This is a genomic window from Soonwooa sp. T0.1_25 (assembly GCF_057652215.1).
This window is the reverse complement of sequence record NZ_JBYFBZ010000010.1, coordinates 47,615-65,073: the sequence shown is the minus strand read 5'-3', so window position 1 is coordinate 65,073 and position 17,459 is coordinate 47,615. Positions and strand designations below refer to the sequence as shown.

Below are 17,459 nucleotides of genomic sequence, written 5' to 3'. Positions count from 1 at the left end.
GTCAGTTGTTTTGAACTCTTAATATCAATCGACAAATTAAATCTACTTCTTCCAAAGTCAGATCATAATACAACGGCAGACATAAAACCCTTTGGGCGATATCATTTGTTATTGGCAAATCCTGTGGATTCACATAAGGCAAGGATGTCGCCAGCGAAGGATAAAAATACCTTCTGGTAAATATTTCATTCAGCTTTAGGAGCTCTATACATTGCAACATCAACGCTTCCGATTCAAACACCAACGGATAATAGGCGAAGTTGTTTTCCGAAGCGGCATGCCATATTGGTCTCCGTGCTTTCAAGTTCTTTAGTTTTTCATCATATCTTGTCGTCAGTTCTTTTCTTTTCTGATGAATGACCTCCAAATATTTTAAATTTGCCAATCCCATGGCAGCGTGGTATTCGGAATTTTTTCCATTGATGCCCAGGTCGGCAAAACTTTCAGGACCATCAAAACCAAAGTTTCTCATGTACGCCAGCTTCTTGAGCAAAGCTGCATCTTTGGTTACCACCAATCCTCCCTCCACCGAGTGGTAGAGTTTGGTCGCATGCAGACTGCAAGTTGAAATATCACCGTATTCAAAGATTGATTTGCCATTCACCTCAACGCCAAACGCATGTGCCGCATCGTAAATGACTTTAAGCTGATGCTTTTTCGCGATGGCTTCAATTTTCTCCACATCACAGGGATTTCCATACACGTGGGTGGCCAGAATTGCCGACGTGTTTTCCGTAATCGCATCTTCGATCTTGTCGGCATCAATGTTTAAAGAATGTTCATCAATATCCACAAAAACCGGAGTACAGTGTTCCCAAACAATCGCACTGGTCGTAGCCACAAACGAAAACGGTGTGGTGATGATCTCACCTTTCAGGTCTAATCCTTTAATCGCCATTTGCAGCGCCACGGTACCATTGGTCACAAAAAGCAGATGATTCACTTTCAGGGTTTCTTTCAGGCGCAGTTCCAGGTCACTGGCAAGCGGACCCATATTGGTAAGCCACTGCCGCTTCCAGATTCCGTCAAGATAATGCTGATAAACCTGCTGTGGAGGTAAAAAGGGTTTCGTTACTGGGATCATAGGTATTTAATAAAGGGAATAGGAATGGATACTGGAATTTTCTTCTTCAGAAGTTCCGCAATAAATTTTCCACTCTCAAACCGGAGTATGCGGGCAAAGATAAGAAAAAAGATAAGTCCGGTTAAAGCACCTGCCAGGAGGCGCAGTATGTCACGACAACCGGAAAGGACCGCATCCAGAAGAAGGACTGCAATGCCCATGGCCATGGTGAGGACTATAGACGGCAGAATATCGAGCAGCTGTTCCCATGAGGGATATTTTAAAAATTTACCGGAGTAATGGGTATTGATAAAAAAAGCCATCACAGAGAAAATAACCTGCCCCCAAATAAGTCCCATAATTCCAAAAGAAAAAGACCCTGCAAGAACTACAAGAAGCAAGACTTTCTTGATGATTTCAAGCCTTAGAAAAAGGTCACTTCTGCCTTTTACGGAAAGGATATTCAGGTTATAAGCATGCAGCGGATAAAGAATTCCTGCAACACAAAGAATACGAAAATAAGGAACAGCAGGCAACCATTTTTCGGTAAAAAGAAACCTGAATAGCGGCTCCGCCAAAACTGCCATCATTACTAAAACAGGGGCTATGATGAAGATCACCATTTTCATGATCTGTTTGTAAACAGACTTTAAGCGAACATCGTCATTTTTGATTTCGGCAAAAAGCGGATAGGTTACTTTGTTTAAAATCCCTGAAAAGGTACTTACGGGAAGTTGCTTTAAACTGTCGGCGCGATTATAAAAACCCAATTGTGCAGGAGCATAAAACTTACCAATCAGTAGGGTGTATGCATTGCTAAAAAGAATATCCAGGATACCTGAAAACATCATCCGGCTGCCAAAACCAAAATGGTAACGGAATTTTTGCTGATCGAATATAAGAGAAGGTCTCCATCCTGACTGCACCCACAACATCGCTGTATTCACTACTGCTCCGGCAAGTCCCATCCATACTAAACTCATCACTCCAAAGCCGCTGTAAGCCAAACTCACCCCAACAACAGCAGAAACCAGCGTGGAAACAAGAGATGATTTGGTTTCCGTTTTGAAATCAAGATGCTTGTGTAATCTTGTGACCTGCACCGCAGTAAATGCACTGATAATAAAACTTAAAGTATAAAGACGGGTAATTTTGGTAAGTACCGGTTGCTTGAAAAAATCTGCTATATAAGGTGCCGCAATAAACATCACCGCATAAATAATAATACTGCCCACCAAGTTGAAGACAAATACTGTTGAATAATCTCGTTGATCTGCATCCGTAGTCCTGATCAGTGAAGCACCGAGTCCACTCCCAATAAGAGCCCCTCCGATACCCATAAAAATGCCAATCATACCGATAAGCCCAAATTCAGCAGGTAAGAGTAAACGTGCAAGAATGATGGATACTCCAAAATTAATGAACTGGTTCCCAAAAGTCTGAATGGAAGACCACAACATTCCGGAAAGAGCTTGCTTTCTTAATGACATCTACCTATTTACTTTTTAAAAATTTTACGTCCTAAACCTGATTTTTTCGATTCCACATGATAATACCCATAGCCATACTTATTACCATAACGTGAAAACTCGGGTTTTACATTATTAAGAACAAAAGACATATTGTTAACTTTATTCTCCTTCATAAAATTATCAGCAAAAAGTAACATTTCTTTTTCAGTATAGTTGGCTTTTGCAACATAAAGGATGTAATCTGATTGATCAACTAAGTTAAGCGTATCACTCACCAACATCATTGGAGCCGAGTCCATAATAATATAATCATACTTAGTCCGTAGATATGTAATCATATCATCAAACTTATCCATGTCCAATAAATCATTCGGATTAGGTGATTTGGCACCACTAAAGAAAATATCTAAGTTGGCGTTAATTCGAGAATCGATAATGTAAGCCTCTGGCGTTATATCATCAGACACCAAATAATCTGTCAATCCGTTTTTTGATTTATGTACAAAACGCTGTAGTTGAGGGTTTCTAATATCAGCACCTATAATTAACACCTTTGCGTTTCCAGATAAACTCACTGCCAGATTCATAGAAATAGTGGTTTTCCCCTCACCTTTTACTGAAGAAGTTACCAAAATCGTAGCACTTTTTTGATTAGCTCCTTTTACCTTGAGCATGTGCTTAAGATTAGAAGCCAATATTCTAAATGACTCGGCATAAACCGTAAAGTCATCCAGCTTCATCAATTCCTCTTTATCATTATTCTCAGGAATTTCACCAATTAGGCTAGCATTGCTTAACACGCTATCTATATCTTCCTTTGAGTAAATTTTAGTATTAAGCAAAAGCTTAATAAAGATAAACAATAGTGGTATGATAAAACCTAAAGCAATAGCCGAATACAAAATCATTTGCCTTTTTGGCGCTACAATACCGGTTGTGTATGGAGGATTAACTACTTTAGCCTTTGGTAAGGCAACAGCTAGATTAATAGCATTCTCTTCTCGTTTTTGTAATAAGAATAAGTAAAGCGCTTCTTTTAAATTCTGTTGTCTATCAATACTACGGAAAATTTTCTCTTGCGTTGGATAACGATCGATCTTGCTTTTATCATTGTTAATATCACCTTGTAATCTCGATATATTGTCTTGCAAAGTTCTACGAACATCGCCAAGATTACTACGAATAGCATCTTTGAGCCCAGCAATACGTTTGTTCATTTCGATTACTGCAGGGTTGGCATTGGTCGCTTGTTTTAAAACACGATTACGTGTTAACACCAAATCGTTATACTGAGAGATTTGTGTATCGATAGATCCTGCTAAGCCTAGTCCTGTCGGCAACAAATTGACAGAACTGCTATTGGCTAAATTATATACTGAAGTTACCAAATCTAATTGCGTAGCATAGCCTAAGACTTCTTTGGTATTGGCATTAACATTGGTAAGTGCCAATTGCGCTTGTGTTGCTAGATCGGTAATTTGGTATTCACGTTTAACACCTTCTTTTTGATTCTCGATGCCAGCAAGTTCATCAGTAATAATTTGTAAACGCTTATCAATAAAGTCAGCTGTAAATTGTGCCTCCTGATTCTTATCCTTGATCCCCTCGTCATTATACACATCAACTAATTCTTTAAGAATAGCTTCCGATTTACGATAAGAAGCACTCGTCATACTAATATCCATCAAAAGACTTTTATAGATACTAACATTTAAAGCTCCCTCCAGACCAGAAATAACATTTTTAGGGTTCGTAAAAACAACTTTGGTATTTTTCACCTCTATGCTAGGAAATTTTCTCTCAAAAACAACCTTACCAAATCCTAAATCAACCACCTGTCCAAAGTTGTATTTTTTAAGATTCTTACCTTCAACATCTGATAATGTGAAACTGCTTGAATTTTTAGACTCTATAAGATAAGAAACCCCACCAAACTGCTCCGGATTCTTCAGCTCAACAATACGTGCTTTAATAGGGAGCTCGTTATAATACTCAACTTCCTTAATAGTTCCTACCGAATAATACTTAACATCAAGATTGAGATTTTTAACCACTTGTCCAAGGATAGGCTTAGAAACCATTACCACAGTTTCAGCATCAAGCTCTTCATTGGAAACCCCAACCCCAAGATTCTTTAAATCGTTGAGCGCCTGTTGTGCAGCACGAGGCGATGTCTGTTCAAACTTAAGAGTTGTTTTACTAAAATATTGTGGCGGTGTATAGCGTAAATAAATTTTCGCTGCTGTATAGAATAGTAGCGGAAATATCAAAAATAAAGGCCAAAACTTAACGTATTTTTTAAGTTCTTTCTTTAAATTGATCTTATGTTTTTTCGATGCAGTTTGATTATCTAATAACTCCATTAACCTACTTAAATCTTATAATTAACGCGATAGTTGCCATTAACACTCCGAAAAGCTGAAAATACAACGCCTTATTAGGATTGGTATTCGCCGCAATTTGTTTGTTTTTATCTGGCTCTACGTAGACAATATCATTTTGCTGTAGATAATAATATGGCGAATTGACAATATTACTTTCGGACAAATTAAGAGCAACAACCTCATCCTTGGCTTGGGATTCGGAATAACGTATAAGCTTTACATTGGTACGGTCGCCTCCATCCGTCATATCTCCTGCTAAAGCAATAGCTTGAAATATATTAAGGCGTTCAGTCGTACTGGTCTTTTGCCCAGGACTCTTCACCTCCCCAATAACACTAACATTAAAATTGACAAGTTTTACATTAACCAAAGGATCTGTTAGATATTGCTTCAATCGTACTTCTAAATCTTGTTTTAATTGTTGCTTGGTCATCCCTTTACAGTACACCTGCCCTAAAACAGGCATCACAACATAGCCTTCACTGGAAACAACATACTGATTAGGTTTGGAAACAACTCCACTTGATGATGGATCCACACCAGCATTGGTCTGCTCCATCGTGCTTAGGTTAAAAGGCTTAACTGCAATATCATCATAGGCCGAAACCACAATCTCTAAAACATCACCTTCTTGTAACTTCAGTCCATTATAACGTGCTTCAGATACCTCCTGCTCAAAATTATGGTTTTGCATATAAACCATATTTTCTTTGGGCTTACAAGAAACAATTATGAGAAAAAAAAATAGTAGAGAACAGGTTACAACACCTCTCTTGTTATTCATCATCCGTGAAAATTAAATTAATCGAAAGATTTGATGTAATAATTAACACCAAGACCTAATAAACGATTATATGTTGAAGTTTTATTAGCGGCATCATAATCAGGATAAATTTTGCTAAATCCTCTATCGAATCTTACAAAAATCTCCCAATCATCTTGTACTCTTAGTCCTGCACCAACAGACAAGCCGTAACCAAAGCTATTGATTTTATCTTCCTGTCCAGCGTACATTGCATAACCTTCTGGGCCTTTTCGATCATTATAGACTAAAAACTCAAATCTTGGACCAGCCATCAAAAACAAATCGCTTTTCCAACCACTTCTATGAAAGAAGTATTTTACATAAACAGGAACACCTAGATAATAATTTGGAAATTGCTGCTTATCCTTATTACTATAAGGTTGAGCATTCTCTCCTTGCATACTAAATTCTAACTGCGGAACCAGATAAAGCCACGCAGAGTCGAAAATATCATTATCTACGATAGGAATTTCTCCAAAAACGCCAACACCACCTCCCCATGCGGGTTTAGAAACATCATGAACATGTACGATAGAAGATCTATGTATATTTGCTGTAGCTCCTAATTTAAAGCTTTGAGCCGACATAAAACCTATAGTCAAAAGAAAAAGAACAATCGATGCTTTTTTCATAGTTATTATCTTAAAAATATTTGACGAAAGTAAGGATTTTTCATTAATAATTTCAAAATTTTTACTAAATTAATCTAAGTTTCATATACTAGAGTTTTCAAAAGCGTCTAAAATGCAATCATATTCATAACCTTTAGACAGTAAAAACTTGATAATTTTATTTTTCTTCTTAAACAAATTCGATTCGTTATTAGAATCGGATTGCTTTTCTATATATTCTATAATTTGTTTTTGATAGTCGCCATCATCAATCTCATCCCAACAACGACCAATCAGCTTATCATTTATTTGTTTTTGTTTGAGATTAATTTTTATTTTGTTACGTCCCCAGTGTTTAATATAAAATTTTCCACGAATATAACTTCTCACAAAACGTTCTTCATCCAAATATTTTTCTTGAATAAGATACATCAAAATCTCTTCTTTAGCTTCCGGAATTAACAAAAACTCACGCATCTTCTGTTCAACCTCATAATGACAACGATCCTGATAAACACAATAATTGAGCATTTTAAGTTTAATTTCAGTAAAGGTGTAGGATTTTTTTTCCACTAGACAATTAGCTTTTAATAATATTTAATACAAAAGAACCTCAAATTTAAAGCAAAAAAATTCCAAAGCCTTACGACGTTGGAATTTTATTTATTTTAAAAACGAAATTTTAATAATTGAAAAGCGCTTTTCCTTCCATTAGTTGGTTAACTTTCGTTCTAACAGATGCTAAAACTTCTTCGTTTTTGATGTTATCAACCACTTCAGAAATTAGAGAAGCAATAGCTTCCATATCATTTTCTTTAAGACCTCTTGTTGTAATTGCAGCTGTCCCTAATCTAATACCAGATGTTGTGAATGGTGACTTATCATCAAACGGAACCATATTTTTATTACACGTGATATCTGCTTTTACCAAAGCTTTTTCCGTTTCTTTACCGTTAACATTTTTGTTACGAAGATCCACCAACATCAGGTGATTATCAGTTCCGCCACTTACGATATCAAAACCATTTGCAATCATTGCTTTTGCTAAAGCTTGTGCATTGGCTTTCACTTGTTTTGCATAAACCTCAAATTGTGTATCAATCGCTTCTCCAAAAGCTACCGCTTTACCAGCAATAACATGCTCTAGCGGACCACCTTGGATTCCTGGGAAAACAGCACCATCCAAAACTTGGCTCATCATTTTGATATCACCTTTTGGTGTTTTGTGCCCGTAAGTGTTTTCAAAATCTTTACCCATCATAATCATACCACCACGAGGTCCACGCAGTGTCTTGTGCGTTGTTGTTGTCACAACATGACAATGATCGAAAGGATTATTAAGAAGTCCTTTAGCAACAAGTCCAGCAGGATGCGCAATATCAGCCCAAAGTGTTGCACCAATTTCGTCAGCTACTTCACGAAATTTAGCATAATCCAAATCTCTAGAATATGCAGAAAAACCAGCAATCATCATTTTTGGTCTTTCACGAAGCGCTACCTCACGCATTTGATCATAGTCGATAAGTCCTGACTCACGATCTACGCCATAAGAAACAACATCATATTGTATCCCAGAAAAGTTAACCGCAGAACCATGTGTTAGGTGACCTCCCATCGAAAGATCCATTCCCATAATTTTGTCGCCAGGTTTTAACACGGCTAAATAAATTGCTGCATTAGCCTGAGAACCAGAATGTGGCTGTACGTTAACATAGTCTACACCGAAAAGTTGCTTTGCGCGATCGATCGCTAAAGTCTCAACCTCGTCTACCACTTCGCAACCACCATAATATCTTTTACCAGGATAACCTTCTGCATACTTATTAGTAAGCACACTTCCCATCGCTTTCATTACATTATCTGACACGAAGTTTTCTGATGCGATAAGCTCGATGCCGTGTGTTTGTCTTTGTCTTTCTTTCTCGATAAGGTCGAAGATGATATCCTGATTCATTATTAAAGTATTTTAAATTTTATGCTGTACGAAATTAAGCCAATCCTAGTTCAAAAACAAATTATCTTCATAGGATTTGGATGATAAGTTTTAGTTTATCAACACTTATCATTTATTTCATTTTTTTGTATTGAGCAGAACGATATGTATTTTTAGTTCCAAACTATCTTTCCAAATACGCATCGACACAGCAAGAATTTGTAAATCGTCTATCGTATATCAATAACAATTCTCTTAAATTCTTTTTTGTACTTTTAAAATCAGCTTTAGCACTGAAAACCACATCGTATGTTCAAAAAAAAATAAGAAAACATTTTTGATCCAAATATCTGTGCTTGCTATTCTATTATTTTTAGAAAAATGTACGCCTTATAATATTTCAACATCGGATATTTTTAGAAATTCGGAACTTAATAAAGCTCCCAAATTTGGAAATAAAATAAGTTTTAATGACTATACTAATGCTTATACTCGTGGTCGATTTTAGTAATAATTTTTTCCATTTGTTTGATGCACATCGTGTAATTACCGATTATCTGATCCACAGCCGAGAGATAGACTTTGCTTCGATTCTTAATAGGATCAGAAGAAATCATTTTTAAAAAATTACCATCTGGATAGTTTTGAACATGATCAAAAAGGAAATCTGCATATTTTAGCTTCTGAGCTTTGTAGAAATCCGTCGACGTTATTAAAAGCGGGACATCTTCCTCATAAAAGTCTAAAATATCATTCTGAAGTTCTTCATTCTCTATAAAACCTATTTTACCAGAAGATTTAAAACCTTGATAACGCCCTTGATTACCATTAAATCCAGTAAAATTAAATAAGAAATCACGGTTAAGATGAATAGAATCTTTGTCCGCAACTTGACCATTTGGGATTTTTGCAATGTATCCAAAGAATTTTTTCTGGTTTTTATAAGCTTCCAAATCCCCTTGCATTTCTGCAATGTCGCTTCTCAGATCTTTTTTAATCCCAAGCAAAAAATGCTTTACTTCTTTCTGCTCATGTCGCTCTTCGCTCCAATTATGAAAAGCGATAGAAACCGATACTGCAAAGATGATAATGGCGATTTCCATACCAATTTCTTTAAGCTTATGGAGTACATTATGCTCTCTGGATTGTGCAGTGTAGTAGATTTTCTTTGTCGATTTAGCAACTTCTAATTCTGCCATGTTTAATAGTTTTTATTTTTTTTACAAATATCTTTTAAAATTTTAAAACGTCAACTAAACTAGACAAAAAAAAGCAAACCAAAAGGCTTGCTTAGTTATGCTTAATCTGATTCTTTTTTGCTTCCGCTTTCTTTTTCCGTTCGTAGATCACTTCCACGATTTTCCCTCCAATCCAAGAGAACGGGAAAAAGACTAGAAATATCGAAATCTTATAAAACGTGGGATGATAAGGATATATAATAATATCTAGCATTGCGATGAAAAGCATGATAAAACCTATCAAAATAGCATAAGCTACTTTTGCATATTTAACAATGAGAGCCGTTACAACGCCACCAACACTTACACCAAGTCCACCGAAAAATAACAGAGCTGCAAAAAAGCTTTCCTGCTCCTTAACCGCAATTAATTGTTGTTTCCAATGCTCAAATGGCGCCCACTCTTCATAGTTAATCCAGCTTGGGTTAATGCGTATCCCTAGCGAAATAATGAGTCCTGCTACAACAAGCCCACAGATAACACCAAATAAGTTTCTAAAAAAATTCATTAATCAGCGTGTGCAATCATAGAAATTTCTACATCTACATTTTTAGGAAGACAGGACACTTGCACTGTTTCTCTAGCTGGGAAGGCAGCAGCATCTAGGTAAGACGCGTAGATATCATTCATCACAGCAAAGTCGTCCATACTTTTTAAGAAAATTGTTGCTTTAACAACGTGGCTAAATGTCAAACCAGCTTCTGTTAATATCGCTTCTAAGTTTTTCATCACTTGATGCGTACTTTTTTCGATACCTTCAGCCAATTTTCCTGTTTGAGGATCAACTGGGATCTGTCCCGAAATATAGAGTATGCCATTCGCCATATTAGCTTGAGAATAAGGACCAATCGCGCCGGGCGCTTTATCTGTATTGATGATTTTCTTCATAGTTTAATGTTGATTTCGCTTACAAATCTAAGCATTTTTATCAATTTTAGAAGCTACTTCTTGGTTGGGTAAAGCTTCGATCTTTGTATTTAATAGCATCGCTCAAGATATTGGCTTTAATACCGATAAAGAAGTCATAGACTTTGTAAACACCGAAAGGCACCCAGTTGAAGCTAATCGTAAAGCTTCGTTGATCACGAGAAAAACCTAATGACGCTTGTGATATTTCCTTTGATATAAAATCATAAGACGCTCGACCTGTAATGTTCCAAAAGGGTGTTAGCTTGATGTTTCCGTCTAATCCTGCGGTTGCCATTTTGGTTCCGAATAATGACAAGCCTCTTGTATAAGCATAATTTGCATTAATTCGTAAACTCCAAGGTTGTGTAAATCTCGCATAATTATCCTCATCAAAATAATACTCTTCGTTACGGATTTCTCCTTTCTTTTTATAAATTTTGCCTAGTTCCTCTTTCTTTCCAAAAATCTCATCGCTTAATGAATAACCTAACTGCAAATTAAAGCCTTGTAAACTGAAATGTCCAAAATCTTCTGTACGCACGCCGTTGTTACCAGTTGCATCATATAGAATTTTGTACGGTTCTAAGGTTAACATCGTATTAACCGTCAACTTACTATTAAAGAAAGACGACTGCGAACTAACACTAATCACCGACCATTTATTTTTATCTGCTGCAAAGTTGTAGTTACCAGAAATATTTAAGTTTTCAAAAATCTTAAGTTTTTTAACACCAGTTGAGTCTGACTTTGACTTCACTTTCATTTCTAAATTATTGGCGATATTAAAACCAATACTCTGCGTAAGTCCTGCACTCGGCGCACCATAGATACCTCCTTCAAAAATAGAATATTTGGTCATCTCGCCACGAGACCCATAAAACTCCCGATAATAGCCCCAATTTTTAGCAGCAAAATCTGGCGTATAATTGAAACTAACACTTGGTGTCACCATGTGTCGAATCGCCTCTATAGTTGATCCTTTTTTAAAGTTTAAAAACTTATAAAGTACGGTTTGCAAACTCGCCGAAGTATTGAAGGTTGAAAATCCAGCAAACTGATTTTTAGTAATATTATCAACTTTATCTGTCAATACATTGTAACGCTTCTCAATTGTTTTCGTTGTTAAAACATTATCAACATTTGCACTTATAGTAAAAGTCAAATATTTAGCAATACTCGTATTGCTCGACAAGGCAATATTATTACGAAGCCCCGTCTTCATGTCTTTCCACATTTGATCTTTGAACAACTCCTCCTCTTTTGTTTGCACATAATTGGTCATCGACAAACCAGTGTTGACCGTTATATTTTCCAAAAGTCCAGTTCGCATACCAGTTTTTGGCTTAAATAAATAGAACTGACTCATAGCCACCGTTAAATCTGGCAAACGAATATCCGTAACTCCTGTCGCAAAATTCTGTGAATAAGTTGCATTGGCATTAATAGTAATCGGCAAATTCAAAAAACGCTTCTGAATACTAACCCTAGAGGTTTGATTTGTTTTTAGATTTTCGTTATTGTAAATATAATTGTTGTTCAAAAGGTTACTATAGAACTTTTGACTCGTGATATCTACTGCCGCATTAAAAGTAAATAACGGATTGGCTTTATTATCCTGCGTGTGCGTCCAAGCAATTTTATAGGTTGACGATCGCGAATAGTCGTCCAAACCTTTTATCCCTCTAACAATAGTCCCAATCTCCGCATTGAAACGTCCACTGTAACGGTATTTTTTGAGGTAATTCATCTCTGGGCGAAGATTCCAGCTACCTTTTGTATAAAGATCCGATAGAATTTTTAAATCAAAATGTTCTCCAATAGGTTGATAATAGCCGAGACCATTTAAGAAAAAACCAACATCCTGACGCTCTCCAAAACTCGGTATCAAAATACCAGCAGAACGTTTTTCCGAAAATGGCAAAATCGCAAATGGCATTACCAAAGGTGTTGGCACCTGCTCAATGTACATCTGGATTGGTCCTGTGATAACCTGAGAACTTTCTTTACCTTTTACTAATTTAATATTCGGAGCTAGTAAATAATAATCCGCAATCGTATCCTTCTTCTGAATAAAATAAGTATCTGTCGTATATTTTCCGTTTCTCATAAAGAACACAGAGTCGTTATACTTTTTGGTTTTTTGCGCTACAATAACGCCTTCACTCTCTTCTGTTCTGGCATTAAAAGCAACCGCTTGTTTGGTTTTATAATCGTAGATAACCTCGTCGTACTCATACTTTTTACCAGCTTGGGTAGCGATCGCAGGTTTTTTAACCCGACCTTTCTCGTCCAGACCTCCACGCGCATATATTTTACTATTCGACCAATCGATTCGAATATAGTCAGCATCAATCTGCATATCTTGGTAGATGACCTGAGCATTTTTTTCGAGGAAGGTTTGTTTGGTAGAAAAAGAATTGCGTTCTACATCGGCTTTTGTTTTAACAACGCCCTCTAATTGCTCCTTTGCAGGAATCGTATCATTCTTGCGAATCGTATCTTGTTTCGTCCCAATTTCAATAGTTTTAATAGGTTTTTGTTGTGCTAAAAAACTGTTAAAAATTAGGAAAATTAAAAATAGTGGTATATTTTTGAAAATGCTTTTGCCCAAATCAGTACATCTGTAATTCGGGTCAAAATTAATTAATTTTTAAAAATTAATATGTTTACTACAGAATTTTATTCCAAAAAATATATTAGCATACTTCTAGTACTGCTTTCAGTCTTAGGTTTTAGTCAAAAAAAATTCACTGTTGTATTGGATGCAGGACACGGTGGACCGGACATTGGCGCTAACAGAAACTATAGTGACCTCGGTCGAGTGCAAGAAAAAGACATCACCTTGGGCGTTGTTTTAAAACTAGGCAAAATGCTCGAAAAAAACAAAGATTTCAAAGTTATTTATACTAGAAAGATAGACGAATATCCTTCTTTGACTTCTAGAACAGACCTTGCCAACCGAAATAAAGCGGACTTTTTTGTATCCGTACACGTTAACTCTTCGCCAGGAAGCAGCATTACAACCCAAGGTACAGAAACTTTTGTACAAGGACCTAACCAAAACAAAGCGAACCTGGAAGTTGCAAAAGCTGAAAACGAAGTGATATTCTTAGATGAAAATGACAAACAGAATTTCGCCAACTATGATCCACGTTCTCCAGAATCTTTAATTGCATTAAAAATTCAGCAGAGCAAATACTTGGAAGCTAGTCAATGGCTAGGTGGCCTTATCGAAGAAAATTTTGTAAAAGATAACAACCGCTTTTCTCGTGGTGTAAAACAAGCTGATCTACATGTGCTCAGAAAAAATGCGATGCCGTCAGTACTGGTAGAAACTGGATTCGTTAATAATTATGACGACGCCGCTTATCTTACTTCCGAGAAAGGTCAAAAAGAAGTTGCAGAAAGCATTTACAAAGCTTTATTAGATTACAGAAAAGCGATCAATGGAGGATTCGCCGCAGCGAAAGAACCAGAACCAGTAAAACCGGCTGAAATCCCAATGAAAAATGATTTCAGAATCTTGTTGATGAGCACCGCGACACGTTATAACGAAAATGATGCTGCTTTAAAAGGTCTAAATTACATTTTACCAATCAAAGAAAACAACGTTTACAAGTATTATTACGCGGTTACAAATCTTGCATCGGTAAGAGACAACAATCTAAAAACTGCTAAAGATGCAGGTTTCAGAAATGCAATGGCAATCAGTTTCTTACCTAATCAGATGTTAGGATTCGGATATTATACGCTAGAAGTAGCCGTTACTGAGGATAAATTAAAAAGCGATTCTTATCTTCTAAAAACCCTAAAAGATGTAGAAAGAACAAAAGAAAAAGGAATTTTTTACTACACTTATGGTAAATATAAAACTTTGGAGGACGCTGTTGCCGCAAAAAAAGACATTGAAAATAAAGGCATTAAGAATTCTATCATTCAAAAAGTCTTGAAAAACTAAAAAAAGATTTGCAAGGAATAAAAAAAGTATCTACTTTTGCAACCACAAAAAAACGAATGGCCTATTCGTCTAGTGGTAAGGACTCCAGGTTTTCATCCTGGCAACAGGGGTTCGATTCCCCTATAGGCTACGAAAATTTAATTTTGAAAAAAAATCTACAAAAAGATTTTGAAGTTTAAAAAATATTCATATCTTTGCAGTCAATTTTTAGAAAGTTATGGCAAATCATAAATCAGCTCTGAAAAGAATCAGACAGAACGAAAAAAGAAAATTAAGAAACAGATACTATCACAAGACTGCTAGAACAGCTTTGAAAGTATTACGTAATGAAACGGAAAAGTCTGTAGCTACTGAGCAATTACCAAAAGTAATTTCTTTGTTAGACAAGTTGGTGAAGAAAAACATCATCCACAAAAACAAAGCTGCAAACTTAAAAAGCAAATTGACTAAACACGTTAACAAGTTAGCGTAAGACGATAAAATGGCCCGTTCGTCTATCGGTTAGGACCTCAGATTTTCATTCTGGTAAGAGGGGTTCGATTCCCCTACGGGCTACTTAAAACCTTCAGATTTTTCTGAAGGTTTTTTTTGTGCCTTATTTTCAAAATCATATTTTATTTAGGCAAAGACAAAAAATTAAATCTCCCATTTTTTTAACAAAACTAAAAGCATCGCATCTAATAAAAAATTTTGTCAACACTAAGTTGTTAAAACAAGCTAAATTGCGAATGATTAATAAACAAGACTCTCCTAGCCTACTCTTAGCAATTATTATCATAAAAAGAAGAACCAGCATTCGAAAAAGTAATATTTATAAAAACAAAAAGACCTCAGCAATCGCCCAATAATCCTTAGTAAAAATAATTTTCATAAATTTTGAAAAAAGATTTTGAAGTTTAAAAAAAATTCATATCTTTGCACCCAAGTTTTAGGAGTTATGGCAAATCATAAATCTGCTCTGAAAAGAATCAGACAGAACGACAAAAGAAAATTAAGAAACAGATACTATCACAAGACTGCTAGAACAGCTTTGAAAGTATTACGTAATGAAACGGAAAAGTCTGTAGCTACTGAGCAATTACCAAAAGTAATTTCTTTGTTAGACAAGTTGGTGAAGAAAAACATCATCCACAAAAACAAAGCTGCAAACTTAAAAAGCAAATTGACTAAACACGTTAACAAGTTAGCGTAAGACGATAAAATGGCCCGTTCGTCTATCGGTTAGGACCTCAGATTTTCATTCTGGTAAGAGGGGTTCGATTCCCCTACGGGCTACTTAAAACCTTCAGATTTTTCTGAAGGTTTTTTTTGTGTTTATAGTTTATCTTTTTACATCAAAAAATTTTTCGTCATAAGGAAATTTTACAAAAACATTTTTAGTATGTTTAATTCAGTTAAGTTTCTATAAAATCCAGATTGTAAAATCTAAGAATAGAATTTAATAATAAGCTAAAAATGAAATGCTGAAAAACTACCTACTTCTATTATTAGTTGCGCTATACTCGTGTACGACATCTCCCATCCGTACCGCAACAACAAATGATAAAGCCGACTTCGGTATTAGCAATCCCACGAAAGCTCTTTTTTTTGTTCAGAATGAAAACTTAAAAGCAAACGAGCAACAACTAAAAGAACACACCGAATTATCTAACAAAATCTACAACAGCTTTGGTGGCGCAACAGACAAATTGTTCGTGGGAAGAACCAATGCTAAAACTTTTAAATTCTCAAACGGAACAACAACTTGGTATGCGGATGTCAATACATTGAATAGACCAACAGCCATGATCCTTTTTGATGGAGAACATTCTCCGCTAATTGAATACAAAACTTCGAAATATGAGAATTTAATAAATAACAAATTTGGGATCGTTATCAACTTAACCAAAAACAAATTACCTCTCGAAATCCCCATTTAATAGAGAAAAACTTTAGAAGTGACGATTACAAACTAACAACATTTCAGGATTTCAAAGCACACCAAACCTTTGTTGCAATCCCGCCTTTGGATGAATTACTTTTCGAAATAGAATATGTTTATCCCAATGGTACAACGAAAAGTACCAACATCTCCGTTACATATATTTTTCATATTAAACGATATGAAGATGATAACAAAGTAAGTTTTCAAGTTCTGAATTCTAAAACTGGACAAAATCTAGCAAATTCGGATTATGTCATGTATCAAAACATAAACGATTATGAAAACAAATACGACAACAAACGCGAGAACAAGCTTATAAAAACAGGCAGCGGAACAACCGACGCATCGGGCATTTTTTTACTTCCAAAGTCAAAAGACCGCGAATATGACGACAGCATTATCTACGTCCCTGCTTCCAAAAAGCATTTGGTGATCGATCGCGATTACGATGATATTAGAAATAACCGAAACGAAGAACCAGAAAACCAAACCAGAATCCTTAAGAACATTATTATTTTTACGGATCGTGCAATTTATCGTCCTGGACAAAAAGTCTTTTTTAAAGGGATTTTAAAACAAGAATATTACGATCAAACAAAAGTTATTGGTAAGCAAAAAGTAACTGTCATTCTAGCTGATACCAACGGCAAAGAAGTTTCAAAAAAGGAATTGGTCACTAACGATTTTGGTAGCGTTTCAGACGAATTTCTATTACCTGGTGGTGGATTGACTGGCGAATATTCTATCGAAATGCAAGCTAAGTTTGATAATTCTAAAAACAAAAATGACGACGATGACGACAACTATGCAGCTGGTAATCTATACTTTCGTGTTTAAGAATACAAAAGACCAAAATTTCAGGTTAGAATAATTCCTGCTAAAGAAACTTACACGCTCGGCGAAAAGGTGAAAATCTCTGGAACATGCGAAGCTTTTTCTGGCGCAAATATTTCTAAAGCTACTGTAAAATACATTATCAAACGACAAGAAACTGTTATCTGGAGAAGTTACAATGACTATTTTTATCGTCCTTACAGATCGCCTCTAACGGAAATAAAACAAGGCGAAACAACGACCGATGACAACGGGAATTTCACTTTTGATTTTGACGCTTTAGCTGACGAAAAATCACAAAGCAAACCGCGCAGTTATCAATAGTCGG

Annotated in this window: 17 protein-coding genes and 3 tRNA genes; 9 read left to right on the top strand and 11 right to left on the bottom strand. The window is 35.8% G+C overall.

Annotation, left to right across the window (positions count from 1 at the left end; genetic code table 11):
* Window position 1 precedes the first annotated feature (1 nt).
* The 11 genes from AC23MB_RS11805 to AC23MB_RS11755 form a co-directional block, all read right to left on the bottom strand.
* Entirely contained in the window at window positions 2–1,084 is a 1,083-nt protein-coding gene (locus AC23MB_RS11805) for a DegT/DnrJ/EryC1/StrS family aminotransferase (RefSeq protein WP_487787343.1), read from the bottom strand.
* The gene (locus AC23MB_RS11800) at window positions 1,081–2,553 is read right to left on the bottom strand and encodes a lipopolysaccharide biosynthesis protein (protein ID WP_487787342.1); all 1,473 of its coding nucleotides are present in this window, start codon (window positions 2,551–2,553) and stop codon (window positions 1,081–1,083) included. Before AC23MB_RS11800 ends, AC23MB_RS11805 begins: the two co-directional genes overlap by 4 nt.
* 8 nt (window positions 2,554–2,561) lie before the next feature.
* Window positions 2,562–4,898 carry a GumC family protein gene (locus AC23MB_RS11795; protein WP_487787341.1) on the bottom strand — a complete coding sequence of 779 codons (2,337 nt, stop codon included), beginning with the start codon at window positions 4,896–4,898 and terminating at the stop codon, window positions 2,562–2,564.
* A 4-nt stretch (window positions 4,899–4,902) separates the two neighbouring features.
* Window positions 4,903–5,613, bottom strand: coding sequence for a polysaccharide biosynthesis/export family protein (locus AC23MB_RS11790; RefSeq protein WP_487787340.1), 711 nt, complete (start codon window positions 5,611–5,613; stop codon window positions 4,903–4,905).
* A gap of 107 nt (window positions 5,614–5,720) precedes the next feature.
* Entirely contained in the window at window positions 5,721–6,356 is a 636-nt protein-coding gene (locus AC23MB_RS11785; RefSeq protein WP_312323012.1) for an outer membrane beta-barrel protein, read from the bottom strand.
* Window positions 6,357–6,437: 81 nt separating this feature from the next.
* On the bottom strand, window positions 6,438–6,866 hold the full coding sequence (locus tag AC23MB_RS11780) for a regulatory protein RecX (RefSeq protein ID WP_312323014.1): 429 nt from the start codon (window positions 6,864–6,866) through the stop codon (window positions 6,438–6,440).
* 151 nt (window positions 6,867–7,017) lie between these two features.
* Window positions 7,018–8,289 (bottom strand): serine hydroxymethyltransferase, encoded by a 1,272-nt coding sequence (gene glyA, locus AC23MB_RS11775; RefSeq protein WP_487787339.1) that lies wholly within the window; start codon window positions 8,287–8,289, stop codon window positions 7,018–7,020.
* A 458-nt stretch (window positions 8,290–8,747) separates the two neighbouring features.
* Window positions 8,748–9,467, bottom strand: a complete 720-nt coding sequence (locus AC23MB_RS11770) for a DUF6090 family protein (RefSeq protein WP_487787338.1) — start codon at window positions 9,465–9,467, stop codon at window positions 8,748–8,750.
* 91 nt (window positions 9,468–9,558) lie between these two features.
* A complete protein-coding gene (locus AC23MB_RS11765; protein WP_312322844.1) occupies window positions 9,559–10,014 on the bottom strand; it encodes a hypothetical protein in 456 nt (151 codons plus the stop codon).
* On the bottom strand, window positions 10,014–10,394 hold the full coding sequence (locus AC23MB_RS11760; protein ID WP_312322846.1) for a RidA family protein: 381 nt from the start codon (window positions 10,392–10,394) through the stop codon (window positions 10,014–10,016). The genes AC23MB_RS11765 and AC23MB_RS11760 overlap by 1 nt, the downstream gene beginning before the upstream one ends.
* Window positions 10,395–10,440: 46 nt before the next feature.
* Window positions 10,441–13,026 (bottom strand): putative LPS assembly protein LptD, encoded by a 2,586-nt coding sequence (locus AC23MB_RS11755; RefSeq protein WP_487787337.1) that lies wholly within the window; start codon window positions 13,024–13,026, stop codon window positions 10,441–10,443.
* A gap of 45 nt (window positions 13,027–13,071) precedes the next feature.
* Between AC23MB_RS11755 and AC23MB_RS11750 the strand changes: the two genes are divergently transcribed.
* The 9 genes from AC23MB_RS11750 to AC23MB_RS11710 all read left to right on the top strand — a co-directional run bounded on the left by AC23MB_RS11750 (window position 13,072) and on the right by AC23MB_RS11710 (window position 17,455).
* Window positions 13,072–14,373 carry an N-acetylmuramoyl-L-alanine amidase family protein gene (locus AC23MB_RS11750; protein WP_487787363.1) on the top strand — a complete coding sequence of 434 codons (1,302 nt, stop codon included), beginning with the start codon at window positions 13,072–13,074 and terminating at the stop codon, window positions 14,371–14,373.
* A gap of 58 nt (window positions 14,374–14,431) precedes the next feature.
* Window positions 14,432–14,503, top strand: a tRNA-Glu gene (locus tag AC23MB_RS11745).
* Between the two features lie 87 nt (window positions 14,504–14,590).
* On the top strand, window positions 14,591–14,845 hold the full coding sequence (gene rpsT, locus AC23MB_RS11740; protein ID WP_079668198.1) for a 30S ribosomal protein S20: 255 nt from the start codon (window positions 14,591–14,593) through the stop codon (window positions 14,843–14,845).
* 11 nt (window positions 14,846–14,856) lie between these two features.
* Window positions 14,857–14,928, top strand: a tRNA-Glu gene (locus AC23MB_RS11735).
* Window positions 14,929–15,310: 382 nt separating this feature from the next.
* Window positions 15,311–15,565, top strand: coding sequence for a 30S ribosomal protein S20 (gene rpsT, locus AC23MB_RS11730; RefSeq protein ID WP_487787336.1), 255 nt, complete (start codon window positions 15,311–15,313; stop codon window positions 15,563–15,565).
* 11 nt (window positions 15,566–15,576) lie between these two features.
* A tRNA-Glu gene (locus AC23MB_RS11725) sits at window positions 15,577–15,648 on the top strand.
* Between the two features lie 185 nt (window positions 15,649–15,833).
* Window positions 15,834–16,292: a hypothetical protein gene (locus AC23MB_RS11720; RefSeq protein ID WP_487787335.1), complete on the top strand. Its 459-nt coding sequence runs from the start codon at window positions 15,834–15,836 to the stop codon at window positions 16,290–16,292.
* 86 nt (window positions 16,293–16,378) lie between these two features.
* Window positions 16,379–17,134 carry an MG2 domain-containing protein gene (locus tag AC23MB_RS11715; protein WP_313028755.1) on the top strand — a complete coding sequence of 252 codons (756 nt, stop codon included), beginning with the start codon at window positions 16,379–16,381 and terminating at the stop codon, window positions 17,132–17,134.
* A gap of 69 nt (window positions 17,135–17,203) precedes the next feature.
* Window positions 17,204–17,455: a hypothetical protein gene (locus tag AC23MB_RS11710; RefSeq protein ID WP_313028753.1), complete on the top strand. Its 252-nt coding sequence runs from the start codon at window positions 17,204–17,206 to the stop codon at window positions 17,453–17,455.
* Window positions 17,456–17,459 lie beyond the last annotated feature (4 nt).

Coding starts and splice junctions, on each gene's coding strand:
- AC23MB_RS11800 (WP_487787342.1), bottom strand. CDS start 2,553: ATGTCATTAAGAAAGCAAGCTCTTTCCGGAATGTTGTGGTCTTCCATT.
- rpsT (WP_079668198.1), top strand. CDS start 14,591: ATGGCAAATCATAAATCAGCTCTGAAAAGAATCAGACAGAACGAAAAA.
- AC23MB_RS11790 (WP_487787340.1), bottom strand. CDS start 5,613: ATGCAAAACCATAATTTTGAGCAGGAGGTATCTGAAGCACGTTATAAT.
- AC23MB_RS11770 (WP_487787338.1), bottom strand. CDS start 9,467: ATGGCAGAATTAGAAGTTGCTAAATCGACAAAGAAAATCTACTACACT.
- AC23MB_RS11785 (WP_312323012.1), bottom strand. CDS start 6,356: ATGAAAAAAGCATCGATTGTTCTTTTTCTTTTGACTATAGGTTTTATG.
- AC23MB_RS11795 (WP_487787341.1), bottom strand. CDS start 4,898: ATGGAGTTATTAGATAATCAAACTGCATCGAAAAAACATAAGATCAAT.
- AC23MB_RS11760 (WP_312322846.1), bottom strand. CDS start 10,394: ATGAAGAAAATCATCAATACAGATAAAGCGCCCGGCGCGATTGGTCCT.
- AC23MB_RS11720 (WP_487787335.1), top strand. CDS start 15,834: ATGCTGAAAAACTACCTACTTCTATTATTAGTTGCGCTATACTCGTGT.
- rpsT (WP_487787336.1), top strand. CDS start 15,311: ATGGCAAATCATAAATCTGCTCTGAAAAGAATCAGACAGAACGACAAA.
- AC23MB_RS11765 (WP_312322844.1), bottom strand. CDS start 10,014: ATGAATTTTTTTAGAAACTTATTTGGTGTTATCTGTGGGCTTGTTGTA.
- AC23MB_RS11805 (WP_487787343.1), bottom strand. CDS start 1,084: ATGATCCCAGTAACGAAACCCTTTTTACCTCCACAGCAGGTTTATCAG.
- glyA (WP_487787339.1), bottom strand. CDS start 8,289: ATGAATCAGGATATCATCTTCGACCTTATCGAGAAAGAAAGACAAAGA.
- AC23MB_RS11780 (WP_312323014.1), bottom strand. CDS start 6,866: ATGCTCAATTATTGTGTTTATCAGGATCGTTGTCATTATGAGGTTGAA.